General features: G+C 54.2%; 16 protein-coding genes. 11 read left to right on the forward strand and 5 right to left on the reverse strand.

Annotated elements, in window-relative coordinates; all coding sequences use genetic code 11:
- Positions 1-87: 87 nt before the first annotated feature.
- From nuoE to A3L14_RS02430, 4 genes are read left to right on the forward strand one after another with little or no spacing between them, the layout of a single operon-like run.
- Complete coding sequence (gene nuoE / locus A3L14_RS02415; RefSeq protein ID WP_055429634.1) at positions 88-552, forward strand: NADH-quinone oxidoreductase subunit NuoE; 465 nt, start codon at positions 88-90, stop codon at positions 550-552.
- Positions 545-2,347 carry an NADH-quinone oxidoreductase subunit NuoF gene (gene nuoF, locus A3L14_RS02420; protein ID WP_055429635.1) on the forward strand — a complete coding sequence of 601 codons (1,803 nt, stop codon included), beginning with the start codon at positions 545-547 and terminating at the stop codon, positions 2,345-2,347. Before nuoE ends, nuoF begins: the two co-directional genes overlap by 8 nt.
- Position 2,348: 1 nt before the next feature.
- Positions 2,349-5,207 (forward strand): NAD(P)-binding protein, encoded by a 2,859-nt coding sequence (locus A3L14_RS02425; protein ID WP_088886102.1) that lies wholly within the window; start codon positions 2,349-2,351, stop codon positions 5,205-5,207.
- Positions 5,204-5,425, forward strand: a complete 222-nt coding sequence (locus tag A3L14_RS02430) for a hypothetical protein (protein ID WP_055429637.1) — start codon at positions 5,204-5,206, stop codon at positions 5,423-5,425. The genes A3L14_RS02425 and A3L14_RS02430 overlap by 4 nt, the downstream gene beginning before the upstream one ends.
- Positions 5,426-5,460: 35 nt before the next feature.
- On the opposite strand, the gene A3L14_RS02435 is transcribed toward A3L14_RS02430, so the two are convergent.
- Entirely contained in the window at positions 5,461-6,369 is a 909-nt protein-coding gene (locus tag A3L14_RS02435) for an asparagine synthetase A (RefSeq protein ID WP_257789389.1), read from the reverse strand.
- Between the two features lie 193 nt (positions 6,370-6,562).
- Between A3L14_RS02435 and A3L14_RS02440 the strand changes: the two genes are divergently transcribed.
- On the forward strand, positions 6,563-7,144 hold the full coding sequence (locus tag A3L14_RS02440) for a P-loop NTPase family protein (protein ID WP_088886103.1): 582 nt from the start codon (positions 6,563-6,565) through the stop codon (positions 7,142-7,144).
- Here the strand turns inward: A3L14_RS02440 and A3L14_RS02445 are convergent.
- A complete protein-coding gene (locus tag A3L14_RS02445) occupies positions 7,137-7,919 on the reverse strand; it encodes a hypothetical protein (RefSeq protein WP_088886104.1) in 783 nt (260 codons plus the stop codon). The two genes, A3L14_RS02440 and A3L14_RS02445, sit on opposite strands and share 8 nt — an antisense overlap.
- 28 nt (positions 7,920-7,947) lie before the next feature.
- Positions 7,948-9,102 carry a pyridoxal-phosphate-dependent aminotransferase family protein gene (locus tag A3L14_RS02450; RefSeq protein WP_055429641.1) on the reverse strand — a complete coding sequence of 385 codons (1,155 nt, stop codon included), beginning with the start codon at positions 9,100-9,102 and terminating at the stop codon, positions 7,948-7,950.
- A gap of 164 nt (positions 9,103-9,266) precedes the next feature.
- Between A3L14_RS02450 and A3L14_RS02455 the strand changes: the two genes are divergently transcribed.
- The 6 genes from A3L14_RS02455 (at position 9,267) to A3L14_RS02480 (ending at position 14,949) form a co-directional block, all read left to right on the forward strand.
- On the forward strand, positions 9,267-10,433 hold the full coding sequence (locus A3L14_RS02455; protein ID WP_055429642.1) for an MFS transporter: 1,167 nt from the start codon (positions 9,267-9,269) through the stop codon (positions 10,431-10,433).
- A 217-nt stretch (positions 10,434-10,650) separates the two neighbouring features.
- Positions 10,651-11,199, forward strand: coding sequence for a 50S ribosomal protein L16 (locus A3L14_RS02460; RefSeq protein ID WP_055429643.1), 549 nt, complete (start codon positions 10,651-10,653; stop codon positions 11,197-11,199).
- Between the two features lie 133 nt (positions 11,200-11,332).
- A complete protein-coding gene (locus A3L14_RS02465) occupies positions 11,333-12,475 on the forward strand; it encodes an RNA ligase (protein ID WP_055429644.1) in 1,143 nt (380 codons plus the stop codon).
- Positions 12,476-12,526: 51 nt separating this feature from the next.
- Positions 12,527-13,897: an ATP-binding protein gene (locus A3L14_RS02470; protein ID WP_055429645.1), complete on the forward strand. Its 1,371-nt coding sequence runs from the start codon at positions 12,527-12,529 to the stop codon at positions 13,895-13,897.
- 1 nt (position 13,898) lies between these two features.
- Positions 13,899-14,186: a hypothetical protein gene (locus A3L14_RS02475; protein ID WP_055429646.1), complete on the forward strand. Its 288-nt coding sequence runs from the start codon at positions 13,899-13,901 to the stop codon at positions 14,184-14,186.
- A gap of 316 nt (positions 14,187-14,502) precedes the next feature.
- Entirely contained in the window at positions 14,503-14,949 is a 447-nt protein-coding gene (locus A3L14_RS02480) for a hypothetical protein (protein ID WP_055429647.1), read from the forward strand.
- On the opposite strand, the gene A3L14_RS11640 is transcribed toward A3L14_RS02480, so the two are convergent.
- Both A3L14_RS11640 and A3L14_RS02485 read right to left on the reverse strand, forming a co-directional pair.
- The gene (locus tag A3L14_RS11640) at positions 14,946-15,170 is read right to left on the reverse strand and encodes a hypothetical protein (RefSeq protein ID WP_157628443.1); all 225 of its coding nucleotides are present in this window, start codon (positions 15,168-15,170) and stop codon (positions 14,946-14,948) included. The two genes, A3L14_RS02480 and A3L14_RS11640, sit on opposite strands and share 4 nt — an antisense overlap.
- Positions 15,130-15,708, reverse strand: a complete 579-nt coding sequence (locus A3L14_RS02485; RefSeq protein ID WP_055429648.1) for a hypothetical protein — start codon at positions 15,706-15,708, stop codon at positions 15,130-15,132. Before A3L14_RS02485 ends, A3L14_RS11640 begins: the two co-directional genes overlap by 41 nt.
- Between the last annotated feature and the right edge of the window lie 668 nt (positions 15,709-16,376).

Here is a 16,376-nt window from a genome sequence, read left to right on the forward strand (position 1 = left end):
AACCAAATGTTACTAACTTGTACTTTAGTGCACGCTTATAAACATCAAAGTCGAAGTTTTTCCGAAAAACCCTTGCGGTGATGCAAAATGGAATCCTCCCTTGGTTATATCCGCTCTTATCCGCCGGAACCGAGCTCGCTGATTCCCCTTCTCCAGCGAACTCAGGAAAAGTTCGGCTACCTCCCCAGGGAGGCCCTTGAGGAGATAGCGAACTACGTCGGTGTCCCGCTCAGCAGGGTCTACGGCGTCGCTACCTTCTACGCCCAGTTCAGGTTTGAACCCCTCGGAAAATACGTCGTCAAAATCTGCCACGGGACGGCATGTCACGTGAACGGTGCCGTCAATATATCCCAGGCCATAACGGAGGAGCTTGGAATCCAAGAGGGGCAGACGACAGAGGACGGCCTCGTGACGCTGGAGCGCGTCGCCTGTCTCGGATGCTGCAGTTTGGCCCCGGTCATAATGATAAACGACAAGGTCTTCGGAAAGCTGAATCCTGACAAGGTCAGGAAGCTGATGAGAAAGCTAAGGGAGGGGAAGCTCGATGTCTGAAATCAAGGCCATCGCAGTCGGCATGAACTCCTGTGGAATAGCTGCCGGCGCGAGGGAAACCTACGAGGCCATAAAGGCCGAGATTGAGAGAAGAAACCTCGACGTGAAGCTCAAGATAGTCGGCTGTGTCGGCATGTGCTACCGCGAGCCACTGGTTGACATAATCACCGATGATGAGATAATCACCTACGGTCACGTCGACCCCAAGAAGGTCCCCCGGATTATAGAGGAGCATGTTATCAACGGAAAGCCGGTCGAGGAATGGATAGTCAAGCGCGACTGGTGGGAGGACGGCGAGAGAAAGACGTGGGACGTTGACGGCTACTTCGCAAAACAGAGGAAGATAGTGCTCGAAAACTCCGGCTACATAGACCCCGAGAACATCGACGAGTACATCGCCGTTGGAGGCTACGAAGCCCTCAAAAAGGCCCTCAAAATGGAGCCCGAGGAGATAATAGACGTCATCATGAAGTCCGGTCTGAGGGGGAGGGGCGGTGCGGGCTTCCCGACCGGCCTGAAGTGGAAGTTCGCCAGGGAGGCCAAGGGGGACGTGAAGTATATAGTCTGCAACGCCGACGAGGGCGACCCCGGGGCATTCATGGACAGGAACGTGCTCGAAGGCGACCCGCACCGAGTTATTGAAGGCATGATAATCGGTGCCTACGCGATTGGGGCAACCAAAGGGTTCATCTACGTTAGAGCAGAATACCCGCTCGCCATAAGGAGGCTGAGGATAGCGCTGAAGCAGGCTAAGGAGAGGGGCTTCCTGGGCGAGAACATCCTCGGCTCGGGCTTTTCCTTCGACATCGTCATCAAGGAAGGCGCCGGAGCGTTCGTCTGCGGTGAGGAAACCGCTTTGATAGCATCGATAGAGGGCAGGCGCGGAATGCCGAGACCGAGGCCGCCTTATCCGGCCCAGAAGGGCCTCTGGGGCAAGCCGACGAACATCAACAACGTGGAAACGTGGGCGAACGTGCCGTGGATAATCAAGCACGGCTGGGAAGCCTACGCCTCGATAGGAACCGAGAAGAGCAAGGGGACGAAGGTCTTCGCCCTCTCGGGCAAGATAAAGCACGGCGGAAACGTCGAGGTTCCGATGGGAATGACGCTGAGGGAGATACTCTACGAGATAGGCGGGGGAACCAAGACCGGCAAGAGGATAAAAGCCGTCCAGCTCGGTGGTCCCTCGGGCGGCTGTATTCCCGAGTACCTCTTCGACACCCCCGTTGACTACGAGAGCGTGAACGCTACTGGAGCGATAATGGGGAGCGGCGGAATGGTCGTCATGGACGAGGACACCTGTATGGTCGATGTGGCAAAGTTCTTCCTCGACTTTACCGTGAAGGAATCCTGCGGAAAGTGCACCTTCTGCCGTCTGGGCACTAAAAGGATGTGGGAGATTCTGGACAGGTTCACCAAAGGCGAGGCAACGGAGGAGGACCTCGAAAAGCTTGAGCGTTTGGCTTATCAGGTCAAGGCCGGCTCTCTCTGCGGCCTCGGACAGACGGCACCTAACCCGGTTCTGACGACGCTCCGCTACTTCAGGGACGAATACCTTGCCCACATCGAAGGGAAATGCCCCGCCAAGGTCTGCAAGCCGCTCATCAGGTACGTCATAATAACCGAGAAGTGCACGGGCTGTACAGCGTGTGCGATCTTCTGTCCCGTCAAGGCCATCAGCGGCGAGAGGCTCAAGCCCCACATCATTGACCAGTCTGCCTGCATCAAGTGCGGAACCTGCTACGAGGTGTGCCGGTTCAACGCCATAGAGATAGTCGATGCGGGGGGTGAGTGAAATGGTTAAGATCATAGTCAACGGGAAGGAAATCGATGCTCCGGAAGGAAAGCCGCTCATAGACTTTCTCCGTGAAATCGGGGAGCACGTTCCCGGCTTCTGCTACACGAGCGAGCTCGACCCCTACGGCTCCTGCAGGCTCTGTCTCGTCTCCACCAGGAGGGGGGTCACCACCTCGTGCACCCTCAGGCCGATGGAGGGGCTTGAGTTAGAAACGCTGAGCGACGAAGTCGTTTCGATGAGGAAAACGGCGCTTGAGCTAATCCTCTCTGACCACTACGGCGACTGTATCGGCCCCTGTCAGGACGGCTGTCCGGCGCACAGCGACGTTCAGGGCTACCTCGCACTCATAGCGATGGGCAGGTACCACGAGGCGGTCAAGCTGATGAAGGAGAAGTACATCCTGCCGGCTGTGCTCGGAAGGGTCTGCCCGGCCTTCTGTGAAGAGAGATGTCGGAGAAACCTCGTGGAGGAGCCCCTCGCGATAAGGCAGCTCAAGAGATACGCAGCAGATTACGACCTTGAGCACGGCCCGTGGATGCCGGAGATTCCACCATCAACCGGAAAGAGAATAGCCGTCGTCGGCGGTGGGCCGGCAGGATTGGCGTGCGCATACTACCTCAGGACGATGGGTCACGAGGTCACGATAATCGAGGCGATGCCTCACTTAGGAGGAATGATGCGCTACGGAATCCCGCCCTACAGGCTGCCGAGGGACGTTCTGGACAAGGACATAGCGACGGTCATAAACACGGGAATAGAGGTGAAGACCAACACCGCTCTCGGAAGGGACGTGACCCTCGACGAGCTCCGCGAGAAATACGATGCCGTCTTCCTCGGCGTCGGCGCGTGGAGAAGCAGAAAGATGGGGATTCCTGGCGAGGAGCTTGAGGGAGTGATGCACGGCATAGAGTTCCTCAGGAAGGTCAACACCGGCGAAAAGGTCAAGCTAGGCGAGCGCGTCATAGTCGTCGGCGGCGGAAACACCGCGATGGACGTTGCAAGGACTGCCTTAAGGCTTGGAGCCAAGGTTACCGTCGTTTACCGCCGCTCGAAGGCTGAGATGCCCGCCAACGAGAGGGAAGTTGAAGAGGCAATCGAGGAAGGCGTCGAGTTCCTCTTCCTCACGAACCCGGTGAAGATTCTTGGAAAAGATAAGGTCGAGGAGGTAGAGCTGGTCAGGATGCGCCTCGGCGAGCCGGATTCAAGCGGAAGGAGGAGGCCGATACCGATAGAGGGCTCGAACTTCAAAGTTAAAGCGGACAACGTGATTTTGGCGATAGGCCAGTACTGCGACGAGGAGTTCTTAAAGGCCCTCGGCATCGAGGCGAAGCGCGGAAAGGCGGTCGTTGATGAGGTGACGCTCCAGACGAGCGTTCCAGGTGTATTCGCTGGCGGCGACCTCGTCCTCGGGCCATCAACGGTCATCGAGAGCATAGCCACCGGAAGAAGGGCCGCGATAATGATAGACCTGTACCTCAAGGGCAAGCTGGAGAAGGCTAAAGCCGTTCTCACCGAGCCCGAGAAGCACATCGAGGAAGTTTTAAGCGATGATGACCTTTACAAGGTTCTCTTCGACCTCAGGCCCTACAACCACTGGAAGAAAGTAACGGAGAAGGACTACGAGGGCGTTGAAAGAAAGCCGAGGGCGAGGGTTAGGCTCCTCGACCCGGAAAAGAGGAAGAGAACCTTTGAGGAGGTCGAGCCGGCCCTAACCGAGGAGCAGGTTCTTGAGGAAGCGAGGCGCTGTATGAGCTGCGGCTGTATGGAGGTCTTCCGCTGCAAGCTGAGGGAGTACGCAACGCTCTACAACGCTCAACAGCACGCCTTTGAGGGAGAGCAAAACAAGTTCGAGCTCGACGAGGGCCACCCCTTCGTTACCCTCGACAACAACAAGTGCGTCCTCTGCGGCCAGTGCGTCAACTTCACCCACGAGATAGCCGGAGAGGGAGTCCTCGACTCCCTCTTCCGGGGTTTTAAGACTAGAATCTCACCGCCGCTCGGGGAGAGCCTCGGAGACATGGAGGGCCGGTTTATAGGCGAGATGATAGACCTCTGTCCCGTTGGGGCGATAACCGAGAAGCTTCCGTTCGTCAAGCCCGGGCCCTGGAAGACGAAGCCCATCAAAACCGTCTGCAACGGCTGTTCCTTTGCCTGCGAGATGGCTATTGAGGTCTACGACGGCATGCTCGTGAGGGCTTCCCGCGTCGAGGGCTCGTGGAACAAGCATATCTGTGACGTCTGTCGCTTTAACAGGCCCTGGGCCGAGGATTTAACCGGGCCGCTCCTCAACGGAAAGCCGGTGAGCTGGGAAGAAGCCAAGAAGTTCCTCACCGAGAGGAGCTACGCCCTGATTTTGACGCCGGAGCTCACCAACGAGGAGATAGCGTTCTTCAAGGAGTTCGCGGCTAAAAACGGCATCCCGATAGGCTCGACCGTGAGCGGAAGCCCATCAATCGCCACACTGGAGGACATCAAGAAGGCAAAGCGCGTTCTCCTGAAGGCCGACGTTGAGAAGTTCCCGCTCCTCAAGATACTATTGAAGGGGAAGGAGCTCGTCGAGGAGGACTACGACGTTGTGATACTTGAGGGGTCAGCTGAACCGCTGGAGGTGCCGACGTTAATCCTCCACGAAGGCGTCAATGCCGCTGGTCTTATCAAGGCGGGAATAACTGGAATCCCGGAGAGCGAGGCCTATGTCGTCGTTGGCCGGCCGGCAAAAGAACTGCCCGGGGACGTCCTCGTGATTCCGGCTGGGGTGTGGGCAGAGAAGAGCGGAACGGTAACGAACGCCTTCGGGATGGAGCTGAAAATGGAGAAGGTGGGGGAAGGCTACTCGCCGGTGGAGCTTTTCTCGTGATTTTTCTCATCTTTTTTGCTGTCATTATGCATATTCTCGAATTTCGACTGGAGATTATATTATGTGGTGTAGAAAACCGGGGAAAGGGAGGAACGGCTCGAAGAACTCCTCAAAAAGCCTTATGGAAACTCGAGCTCATAGGCCTTTACACGGTAGTGCTTAGGCTGGTTGAAGAAGGGAAGTTTGAAGGGGCGGAGGAGCTTCTCCGGGCGTTTTAACTGAAGACTAAGAGGAATGTAAAAAGTCATGGGGGTCAAATCACCGCCGGAACGCCCGGAATCCTTGGGAATGGCTGCACCTCTGCGATGTGCTTTGCCCCGACCATGTAGCGGACCAGCCTCTCTACGCCGATTCCCGCTCCCGCGCTCGGCCTTAACAGGCCAGCCTTGGCCACCTCCAGATACGGTCTGAAGGCTTCGAGGCTTATCCCCGCTTTCTTCATCTTCCTCACGATGACCTCGTACTCCCACTCCCTCTCGCCGCCGCTCGACACTTCGCCGTAGCCCTCCGGCAGGTAGAGGTCGTAGTTCCTGAAGTGGCCTGGCCTCTCCGGGTCCTCTCTGTCGTAGAACTCCCTCTCGATGTCGGTAACCCAGAACGGCTCGTCCATGACTTTGCTGGCCTCGTCCTCGTCCCCGAACTCCTCTTTTATCTCTTCCAGCGTGAAGCGCTTGAAGGGTGGTCTCACTTTAGGCACCTCTCTCTCCAGCCCCCAGCTTCTCGCCTCCTTGAAGAGGCCGCTTATGAGCCCCTCGATTAGGCCCATCACGTTGTCCATGCTGGCGTAGGCTATCTCGAAGTCGAGCTGGGTGAACTCGTAGGCGTGCCTTCCGTCGTCGGCTGAGCGACCTTCGAGCCTTATGTTCGGCGAGAGGATGAAGAGCTTATCTATCCCCATCGCCACCGCCATCTGCTTGTGGAGTATCATGCTGTGGGTCAGCCTCAGCCTTGAGCCGTAGACCTCGACCTCCGGGGGCTTTAGGGCTTCCTCTGCCGCAGGATCCGGCCAGAGCGGGTCTGTGATGGAGCTGAGCATGACCGGCAGCATCCACTTGAAGCCCTTCGCCACCATGTATCTTGTCATATAGTCAATAACTCTCGTCTGTATTTCCATAACTGGTTCAATTTTTCTGGTCACGATTTGGAGAGCGTTCATGTATATCACCTGATTTTTGTCACTGATTTTCCCCTTTATGACTTTTATGCAAAAACTTTTGGATTTTGGGCAAAATCTGACATTAAACTGAAGCTATTTTCGAATAATTGACAATGCCCCGTGTGATAATTGACATCTGGTGGACAGTGCTGGCGATAGCGTTATAACGCCAGTCGAGAACCTTATACGGTGGTAAGACATGGGAGTGTACATATTCACGCCGGAGGACCTTATACGATACGGCTCGGCAACCGAGGAGCACTTCGAGGTCTTGAAAAATGCGGTTCTCTCCAGGAAGGACATACTCGTGGTCGGATCGAGCCGCTCCGGAAAGACCAAACTGGTGGAGGCTCTGATGCACTTCATACCCGACGACTGGAAGGGGGCCGTTATAACCGCCTATGGGGAGTTTAAGCCCTTCAAGCCCAACATAGTCGTCATCGATACTCAGTTCGACAGACAGTCCCTTGAGGGACGCACGTCGGATGTTATATCGAAAATAAAAGCGCTGAACCCCGACTATATCGTCATCGACACCATCCACACGGTTGATGTTTCAAGAATCTTCCGTGAGCTCATAGACGACTACGCGTTCATAGTGACCTCCCTTGCCCTCACGAACGACATAAAGGACGAGGTCAGACACTGGCTCAGGATAAGCGGGGAGACCTTCAACAAGTTCGACATCGTCGTGGAGCTCAGGAGGGACTGGAGGACGGGAATGAAGAAGATAAACCGCATTTATGAGGTAAAGGACGGAGAGCTGAGGGCCGTCATTTAGACCCTCTTACCTTTTCCTTCAGCTTTCTCCATCCGTCCATTATCGCGTCTCTGACCTTTCTCTGTTCTTCCCTCGTGAGGTAGCCCTTCCGCCACGTGACGTACATGAGGCCGTTGAACGCGAGCGTGGCCACCACTGCTAGGAGCAGGGAGTTGACGGCGACACCGGCTATCGTTTTCTGCGTCCTCCTGAACATTCCGAGGGCGACGTAGTCGTTGGGGGTCATGTGCCTCATGGGCAGAACGGCTCTCTCCGTCCCGTTCTGTGGTAGCAGTGAGAGCATGTGGTTCCAGGTTACGGTGTAAACGTTGATGTGCGTTCCGTTGACGGTGCAGTTTGGTATTACCCTGTTCTCCTCTTCCCAGAGGCAGCTTCCATTACTGAGGAACCTCCCGTGGACGTTGGTGTGGTCATAGGTCTGGAAATAGAAGGTGCCGTTGTCTGGGTTCACTTTCACGACCTCTATGTCCTGAGTCGCCCCGCCGTAGACGAGACCCCGGAAGAGGCGGTAGAGTTCGTCTATCAGGGAGTTGCTGAAGTACTCGTCCTCCCAGACGATGTAGTAGTAGAGGTCCCCGCCATAGTCTACCATGTAGAGGATTCCAATGGGCCTGTCATCCGGAGCTGTATGGACTATGGGTGCATACTGGTAGACCTTCTCGCTCTCTCCGGGCATGTATCCCTCAAGGGAGTACCCGCTTGAGGTGAGACCGACGAGCCAGAATATGAAAAAGTTGAGAAGGAGCCATACGGCGAGCCACTTCTTTGGTACCATAACATCCACGGGATAAAAGGGGAGGAATTCAAGCCTTAAGTTTTTCTATGACCTCACGGAGGTTGGCGAGCATGTCCTCGATGTCCTCGAAGGTCATGTAGCCCATGTTGCCTATGCGGAAGGTCTTCTCTGCCACGCTTCCGTAGCCCTTGGCCAGCTCGAAGCCGCGCTCGCGCATGGCGTTGTAGACGTCGACGCCCTTCATTCCCTCAGGGACGACGACAGCAGTGATGGTCGGGCTCTCGTAGCCCGGCTCGGCGAGAATTCCGAGACCCATCTCCTTGACACCTTCCCTGATCATCTCACTCCTCTTCCTGTACATGTCGAGCCACTTCTCTTTTCCACCCATCTTTTCGACAATCCTCAGAACGACGTTGAGACCGAACACCTGCGGGAGCGGTGGGGTTGAGGGCGTTCCCTTCTTCTTTTCGTTGAACTTCCTGTAGAGGGGCAAGTCGAAGTACCAGCCGCGCTCCGGCATCTTCTCGGCTATCTCAAAGACGCGCTCGCTGACGGCGGCAACGGCAAGCCCAGGCGGGACGCCGAATGCCTTCTGTGAGCTGGCAAATATCATGTCGAGACCCCACCTGTCAAATTTGATGTCGGCGCCGCCCATCGCGGAAACGGCGTCAACGAAGAGGAGCTTGTCGTGCTCGTGGACGACCTTCGCCAGCTCCGGGAGCGGGTTGAGAACGCCGGTCGAGGTCTCGTTGTAGGTTATCGTAACCGCAACGACGTCGGGGTTCTTTCTCAGGGCCTCGTCGAGCTCCTCGGGCTTGATGGCTTTCCCGGGCTCCTTTTCGAGGACGACAGCTTTCCGGCCGTTGGTCTCAACGACATCTTTGAACCTGTTGCCGAATGCCCCTATCGTGGTGACCAGAACCTTTTCTCCCCTGGGGACGGTGTTTCTCACCGCGGCCTCCATGAAGCCCGTTCCGGAGCTGGGGAAGATAATTATCTCGCCCTTATCTGCCTCAAGAAAAGCCTTGAGCCTGTTGAGGGTATCAACGTGAACTTCCTTCGCTTCGGCCGAGCGGTGACTGAACATCTGAACGCTCATTATTGCAAGAACCTCTGGAAAACATGCGACTGGTCCGGCGGTAAAGAGCTTGTACTTCGGCTTGACGAGCTCGTAAACCTCCCGGTAGGCCTCCTCATACTCCATGTTGAACCTAAGCTCCATCAGCATCACCTCGGCGGGAGTTTGGAGGGGAGATATAAAAAGGGTTCGCTGGCGGTCCGGGTTCTCCTCTGAAGCTCCGTTCTTTTACCTAATTCTTTGCTGAAAAATCTTCGGCACAGTCAAGACTTTTAAAAGCTTCACCCCAACGTTTAGAAGGTGGTCGTATGGAATCCAGACGTCTGGTCGGAATACTGCTGCTCATACTGTCGGCCTTCACCGGCACGATAGCCTTCCGCCTCGCCACCCCTGCCATAGCCTTCTATACCCGTGATATACTCCAGGCCTCGATGCTCTCTGTTTCAATTGTCTCGATGTCGTTCGTGCTCGCGAGGGCATTTTCCTCGGTCTTGGGTGGGTTTATCCTTGAGAGGGGTAAAAAGCTCGTCTATATCGGCGCGATGGCGATGATGGGGAACGCCCTGGCTGTCCAGCTCTACCCCCTGACCTCAACCTGGGTTCAGGTTGCGGGAATAAAGCTCCTCAACGGCTTTCTAAACGGCCTCAGCTGGCCGATGGCGCAGTTTGTGATAGCAGTCGCAACGCCGAAGGAGATAAGGGCGAGGGTTACGGCGATATACTTCTTCTTCGGCAGCATTGCTTCCCTCCTTGGAAACTACGTCTACGCCTACACGATAGACCTCGGACTTGCCAAGCAGATGTGGATTTCTTCCGCGTTCTTTGTCCTGACGGGTCTGATAATGGTGGCCAGCTATGCTCTTCTATACGGGAGGATAACGCCCAGGAGAAAGAGAACACCCGACGGTGAAAGGCCGAGCCTCGACCCGAGGAGGGTTCTAATCATCGCCTCGCTCATGGCGGTGATAGTGGCTTTCACTTCCGGTGAGATAACCTACGTCTACGTTTCTGAGGCCCTTGGTATGGAGAAAGCAAGAACCGCCACGCTCATCGGCTGGGCGGGTTTCCTCGCCGCGATGCTGAGCTACTTCGCTTCCTGGCTCGCCGACGTGAGGAGCGAGAGGCGGATGGTTCTGCTTACCTCTCTGTTAGCGGCTCTTTCGCCGCTCCTCGCCGCGGTAAAGACCGCCCCGACGGTTTTCCTGGGGATATTCCTCGCCCTCTTCGCCTTCCAGAGCTTCAGACCGGTGTCTAGAAAAATACTCGCTTCCTACCACCGCTCATCGCTGGCCATTGGAGGTGTAAACGGCGTCCAGAACCTATCGACTTTCCTGGGAGGAATGCTGTTCGGTTTTGCGTACTCGCTGGGCGAGCTTCACGGTATCTTGACGTTCAACCTTGCCCTGCTGGCATTCACGCCGGTTTCGGTGGCTCTGCTCTGGCAGAGTGTTAAGCTTAAAGGCGGAGGGGAGTGAGTGCCCTTTGGTGGAAACTCCAAAACTTTTATAAAAGCGACGGCAAGCTAAGTTTAGGCTTAGCTCTCATTGGGATTACTGCGGGTGCTGATAACCCCTTGAAGGGGTAACGGGCCGAAGACCCGGCCTTCGGGCTGATGTCCGAAACCGGCGATGGGAGTAGGAAAAGCCCGTAAACCGATTCACTCGGAGGTCAGGCTCATTTGGAGGTGAGAGTATGGGACTGAGACCAGCCAAGATTGATAGGGACGTTGACAAGCCCGCTTACACGAGGAGGGAATACATACGCGGTGCGCCCGGTCCGAAGATAACGATATTCGACATGGGCAACCTTTCGGCTGAATTCCAGTACGAGGTCAGCCTTCACGCCGAGCAGGCCATGCAGATAAGGCAGAACGCCCTTGAGGCCATCCGTATCCAGGTGAACAGGTACCTCCAGAAGAACGTCGGAAGGAGCAACTACCACTTCAAGATAAGGGTCTATCCTTTCCAGGTTCTCCGTGAGAACCCGATGGCCACCGGAAGGAAGGCCGACCGTTACGGAAACGGTATGCGCAGGCCCTTTGGAAAGCCGATTGGACTTGCTGCCCGCGTCAAGAAGGATCAGAAGATACTCACCGTCTGGGTAAACGAGAACCACCTCAAGTTCGCCCTTGGAGCGATGCACAGGGCCAAGATGAAGCTGCCCTACAGTGCCTACTACAGGATCTACGACAAGGAAGGCAACGACATCACCACCAAGGTTCTTTCGACCATGAAGCGCTAAAGCGCAACGCTGAAGCGCAGCTCTTGTCCTCTTCTACATTTTCCATTGTGTGTTTTGTGCCCCTGGCCGATGGCTTTTGTCATATATTCATAATGATTATTAACGATGCCACCCAACTTAGACTGGTGGGACGATGGTAAGCTCAAGCTTTAGGGCAACCCTTCTCAAGCTCGGCGTTCCCGAGGACAGGCTGGCGGTTCTTGAGGGCAAGGGTGGAGTTGTGGAGGGGGAATTCGAAGGCATAAGATACGTCCGCTTCCGGGACTCCGCCAAGGGCTTCCGGCGCGGGACGGTCGTCTTTGAGAACGGCGACGTTGTTCTGGGCTTCCCCCACATAAAGCGCGTCGTCCAGCTGGGTAGGGGGATAAAGAGGGTCTTTAAGAACAGACCCTTCTACGTCGAGGAGAAGGTGGACGGCTACAACGTCCGCGTCGTGAAGGTGAAGGACAGAGTTCTCGCTCTAACGAGGGGCGGATTTATCTGTCCCTTCACGACGGAGAGGATACTGGACTTCATAAACGATGAGTTCTTCAAAGATTACCCAAACCTTGTCCTGGCCGGCGAGATGGCCGGGCCGGAGAGTCCGTACATTGTCGAAGGGCCTCCCTACGTGAAGGAGGACATAGAGTTCTTCCTCTTTGACATCCAGGAGAAGGGAACCGGGCGAAGCCTTCCGGTGGAGGAAAGATATAAACTTGCCGAGGAGTACGGGATCGAACAGGTGGAGAGATTCGGTCTCTTCAACCGCTCTCGTATAGATGAACTTTATGACCTCATCGAACGGCTCAGCAGGGAGAAGCGCGAGGGAGTAGTGATGAAAACGCCCGACATGAAGAGAATCGCGAAATACGTTACTCCCTACGCCAACATCAACGACATTAAGATAGGCTCTCACATATTCTTCGACCTGCCCCATGGCTACTTCATGGGGCGGATTAAGCGCCTCGCCTTCTACCTAGCCGAAAAGCACCTCAGGGGCGAGGAGTTCGATGAGTACGCGAAGGCCCTCGGAAAGGCCCTCCTCCGGCCTTTCGTTGAGAGCATCCACGAGGTCGCCAACGGCGGCGAGGTCGAGGAGGTCTTTACGGTGAGGGTGAAGAGCATAAGCACCGCCCATAAAATGGTGACCCACTTCGAGAGGCTCGGCGTGAAGATCCACATCGAGGACATAGAGGATCTGGGCAACGGCTACTGGAGGATAACATTCAAGAGGGTCTATCCGGACGCCACGCGGGAGATAAGGGAGCTGTGGAACGGCAGGGCGTTTGTGGATTGAAGCCGAAAGGCTTAAATTATTATCCTGTCAAAGATTATCTTGGTGAAGATAATGTTTGTCAATCGAAAAGATGAGCTGGCTCTCATTGAGTCTTTCTACTCTTCTGGCAAAAAGGAGATCCTGATTCTCTACGGGCGCAGGCGAGTTGGAAAGACCGAACTCCTAAAGAGGTTTATTCGGGGGAAGAATGCCCTCTATTTTTTAGCCGACAGGGACGGACTGGAGTCAAATGCTAAAAGATTTTACTTTGAAGCGGTGGAGGTTCTTGGACTTCCTAAGCTGGAGGTGAGGGACTTTAGAGAGGCTTTCGAGTTGATAAAGCTCAGGGCACCCGAGAGGTTTGTCGTTGTCATAGATGAGTTCTCCTACCTTCTCCTCGCGGACAAGAATACTCCTGCGGTTTTCCAGCACGTGATAGATGAAATCCTTGACGACCGATTTTTCCTAATTTTGAGCGGCTCGATAATCGGCCTTATGGAAGGGTTGATGAACTATACCAACCCCCTCTATGGCAGAAGAACGGCACAGCTTAAGCTTAAGCCCTTGAACTTCTTCCATGTTCGAGAATACTTCAAAAACGCGCCCATCGAAACCGTCGTGAGGATATACTCGGTAACTGGCGGCGTGCCCATGTACTTCCGGCTCTTTGAGGGAAAGAACTTCGAGGAGGAGCTTTTGAGGGTGGCGTTCTCGCCTACGTCCATACTCTACGAGGAGCCAGAGTTCATCCTGAGGGAGGAACTGGGTGACGTGCACAGGTATTATCTAATTCTTGAGGCGATGGCCCTTGGAAAGCACAGGGTGAGTGAGATTGCGAACTTCGCGGGAATCGAAGTCAAAGACATGCCAAAGTACCTGAGGACTTTAATCTCTCTCGAACTCGTTAGGCGCGAGGTTCCCGTTACGAAATCCGAGAGGAGCAGAAAGGCCCGCTACTATCTCAACGACAACTTCTTCGCATTCTGGTTCCGCTTCGTAAAGCCGAACCGGGGAAGGATAGAGATCGGGACGTTCGAGATGGACTGGAATGCCTTCAACGCCTACGTGGGAAAGGCATTTGAAGATATGGCGAGGCAGTTCCTCATTGAGCTGAACAAAGCCGGAAAGCTTCCCTTTAGGTTTACGAAAATCGGCCGCTGGTGGCACAAGAGGGAGGAGATCGACATCGTTGCCCTCAACGAGGGGGAGAAGAAAGCCCTCTTTGTGGAAGTCAAGTGGAAAGACCTTAGCTTGAGGGAGGCTCGGGGTATTTTGAAGGACTTGGAGAGGAAGGCCGAGCTTGTGGGGCTGGAAGGGTGGGGGAAGCATTGCGGACTGGTGGCGAAGGGCATCGAGGGAAAGGAAAAATTCAGGGCTGGAGGCTGGCTCGTGTGGGATTTGGCTGATTTCGAAAGGCTTATCTCTTCTGAAAGCGGAGTTTGAGATGGTGGTACCCTTGTCGCTTTTGCCTTTGGCCAGAATGTTCATATTTGGGGGGAAGAAGAAAAAGGAGGAAAAGCCAAAGAAGAGCTTCGAAGAAAAGTTGGAGGAATGGGCAAAGAGACATGGCCTGCCGAAGGAGTCCATAGAACACATTGCTTTCCTGTATGTGAATGCTAACAAAGGACTTCTCAAAATACTGGCAAGAGCGGATCCCGAAGGGCGACACGACAGAGTTTCAAAAGCCCTTGGGACAAAAAAGATGCCTTCAGGATATATATCACTCACATAAAAGATGCTGACTACCAAAAACTAAAACACGAACGAGACCCCCGTGCGGCAAGATTTCCAATACTCCACGGACTACTTACTCTCGCACTAATCCATCACACCGGAACGAGCTACGAAACCCTCGGAGAGGCTGTTCGAAGAGCACTAGACAATTGGATACTTCGTGGATATTACTATGAAGACATAAAGCGAAATCCAGAATTGTTTATAAATGAGCTCCTCAGACAGCTAGAGAAAAGACAGGCGATAATCAACAAAGAACTCGCAGAAAAAACCTGCGTGCAGCATTGGAGAAAGCGATAAAAATCACTGATAAGATGCCGCCAGACTTCAAAGATCCCGAGAAAGTACGGGCCGTTGGAGATGCGATATCAGGCATTGCTGACGATCCAATCCACATCCTCAAACAGGCGGGCATCGACATAGAGCCAGAACTTGAGGAGTTCCTGCAGTTCCTAGCGGAGATCGGCGGGGAGAAGGTGGAACCAGAGGGACAAATAAACGTGGCGAGAGTTCCCAAACCCTCCGGAGAACTTGCCGAGGCAAAGCTCGAAGTCCTCTCCATTCTTCACGGCCTCGAATTTGCGGGCTTCTCCGAGGAGGCTAAGCAGAAGGCTATCGAGAGACTCTCCGCAAGGATAGGGGAAGTTTCCGCCGAGAAGCTAACGCCCGAGAACCTTCAAAAGCTTGGCCTCTGCGCCTTTGCAGTCGAGATGATAAAGAGCGGAAACTTCGAGAGGCTGGGAGAGATCGAGAGGATTTAAGCCCTCTTTCTGGTCTCCTCCTTAATCCTGAGGTACTCCTCCTTGGTGAGCGGGAATTCTTTAGCGGACTTGAGAAATGAGTTTATTAGCTTTACCTGCTGTTTGAAAACCTCATCTGGGTTCTCCTTCAACCTTTTCACGTACAGCCTTATGAAGGCCAGTCTCTCCTCCATATCGCGCTTAGAACGATACTTCGACGTTGAGCCTCTTCGCGTATTCACGGAGCATCACCCAGTCAAGCTCCTCTTTAAATAGTTCGTACAGGAAGAAGGCATCCTCAAAGTCCTTATCACTTCCGAGGTAGAGCTTGTACGCTATCTGCAGTTCTATCGGTGAGATGTAAATCCTCCTGCCGCTGAGCTCCACGGGAATTCTCTTTTCAAGGGCCTCCCGGTGGAAGTAGTCCTTTGGAAACTTTATCTCCGCATTTGGAATTATTTCTCCCTGCCTTGCCATCCTTATTCCCATTCTCTGGAGGAGCATTTCATAGAGGCCCCCGCAGTCCTCCGGGTTGAGGAACTCGAAGCCCCTTAACCTTGCCTCATCGCACATCTTCAGGAACCCCTCTTCTGAAACTCTCTCGATTACAAAGTCCACGTCCTCAGTTCCGCGGGAGCGACCGAAGAGAATCGTGACGTAGCCGCTGACTATTACATAGGGCGCGTATTTTCCTATGAGCTCGACCACGTTCAATACGAACTTATCCAGCTCACTCAGCTCGCGGTTGATTATGATGGGCTTTCTCATCCTAATTCCCATGCTATCCCCATTGATTTTTGCTCCTTGGTGTATTTATCCCTTTCCCGCTCAACTTGCACCCCCACAAGTTACTTGCACCCCTGCAAGTTAAAAGGCTTTCCCCGAAACTTTTCTGGCGAAAAGTTTCATCAAAAGGTCCCGACGGTTCTCAATGCGGACGATTAACTTCGTGCACAATCCTGATCTTGCCGCTTTAATTTGAAGGGTTTAACTCCAAACAGGTGACTTCATGGTTTTGCACTCATTTTGGCACCCTAAGGGTGCCATTCTATTGATGAAACACTTGCACAAGGTTCAGAGGAATAAGCCCTCCTAAAACACGCCAAGGTTGTAACGTGCACAAAGGCCTATCTGCACTTCTCACCAGTAAACTCCATTTGATGAAACTTTGCGCAAGCAAAGTTTCTGGGGGGTGTGGGGGCGTTAGCCCCCCGGCAAGCTTTGCGCAAGCAAAGCTTGACCAAAAAGTTCTGACTGTTCAAGAGGGATGTGAAGATGGTGCATGCCTCGTCAAGTGGGCGGTTTGTTTGGGGTTTACTTTCATGAGAGCCCGTTGGCATGGGGTTTGCTCAAAAACAGCGCCCGAAGGGCGCTAAGGAGAAGAAACCCTTATCACGAGGATGGAGTTTAAAGCAAACCCTTAAATTAGGTTAGCACCTCTAAAAGGC

The organism is Thermococcus thioreducens, from assembly GCF_002214545.1.
In the GTDB taxonomy this organism is placed as follows: Archaea; Methanobacteriota_B; Thermococci; order Thermococcales; family Thermococcaceae; genus Thermococcus; species Thermococcus thioreducens.

Coding starts and splice junctions, on each gene's coding strand:
- nuoE (WP_055429634.1), top strand. CDS start 88: ATGGAATCCTCCCTTGGTTATATCCGCTCTTATCCGCCGGAACCGAGC.
- nuoF (WP_055429635.1), top strand. CDS start 545: ATGTCTGAAATCAAGGCCATCGCAGTCGGCATGAACTCCTGTGGAATA.
- A3L14_RS02425 (WP_088886102.1), top strand. CDS start 2,349: ATGGTTAAGATCATAGTCAACGGGAAGGAAATCGATGCTCCGGAAGGA.
- A3L14_RS02440 (WP_088886103.1), top strand. CDS start 6,563: ATGGGAGTGTACATATTCACGCCGGAGGACCTTATACGATACGGCTCG.
- A3L14_RS02445 (WP_088886104.1), bottom strand. CDS start 7,919: ATGGTACCAAAGAAGTGGCTCGCCGTATGGCTCCTTCTCAACTTTTTC.
- A3L14_RS02450 (WP_055429641.1), bottom strand. CDS start 9,102: ATGGAGCTTAGGTTCAACATGGAGTATGAGGAGGCCTACCGGGAGGTT.
- A3L14_RS02455 (WP_055429642.1), top strand. CDS start 9,267: ATGGAATCCAGACGTCTGGTCGGAATACTGCTGCTCATACTGTCGGCC.
- A3L14_RS02460 (WP_055429643.1), top strand. CDS start 10,651: ATGGGACTGAGACCAGCCAAGATTGATAGGGACGTTGACAAGCCCGCT.
- A3L14_RS02465 (WP_055429644.1), top strand. CDS start 11,333: ATGGTAAGCTCAAGCTTTAGGGCAACCCTTCTCAAGCTCGGCGTTCCC.
- A3L14_RS02470 (WP_055429645.1), top strand. CDS start 12,527: ATGTTTGTCAATCGAAAAGATGAGCTGGCTCTCATTGAGTCTTTCTAC.
- A3L14_RS02475 (WP_055429646.1), top strand. CDS start 13,899: ATGGTGGTACCCTTGTCGCTTTTGCCTTTGGCCAGAATGTTCATATTT.
- A3L14_RS02480 (WP_055429647.1), top strand. CDS start 14,503: ATGCCGCCAGACTTCAAAGATCCCGAGAAAGTACGGGCCGTTGGAGAT.
- A3L14_RS02485 (WP_055429648.1), bottom strand. CDS start 15,708: ATGGGAATTAGGATGAGAAAGCCCATCATAATCAACCGCGAGCTGAGT.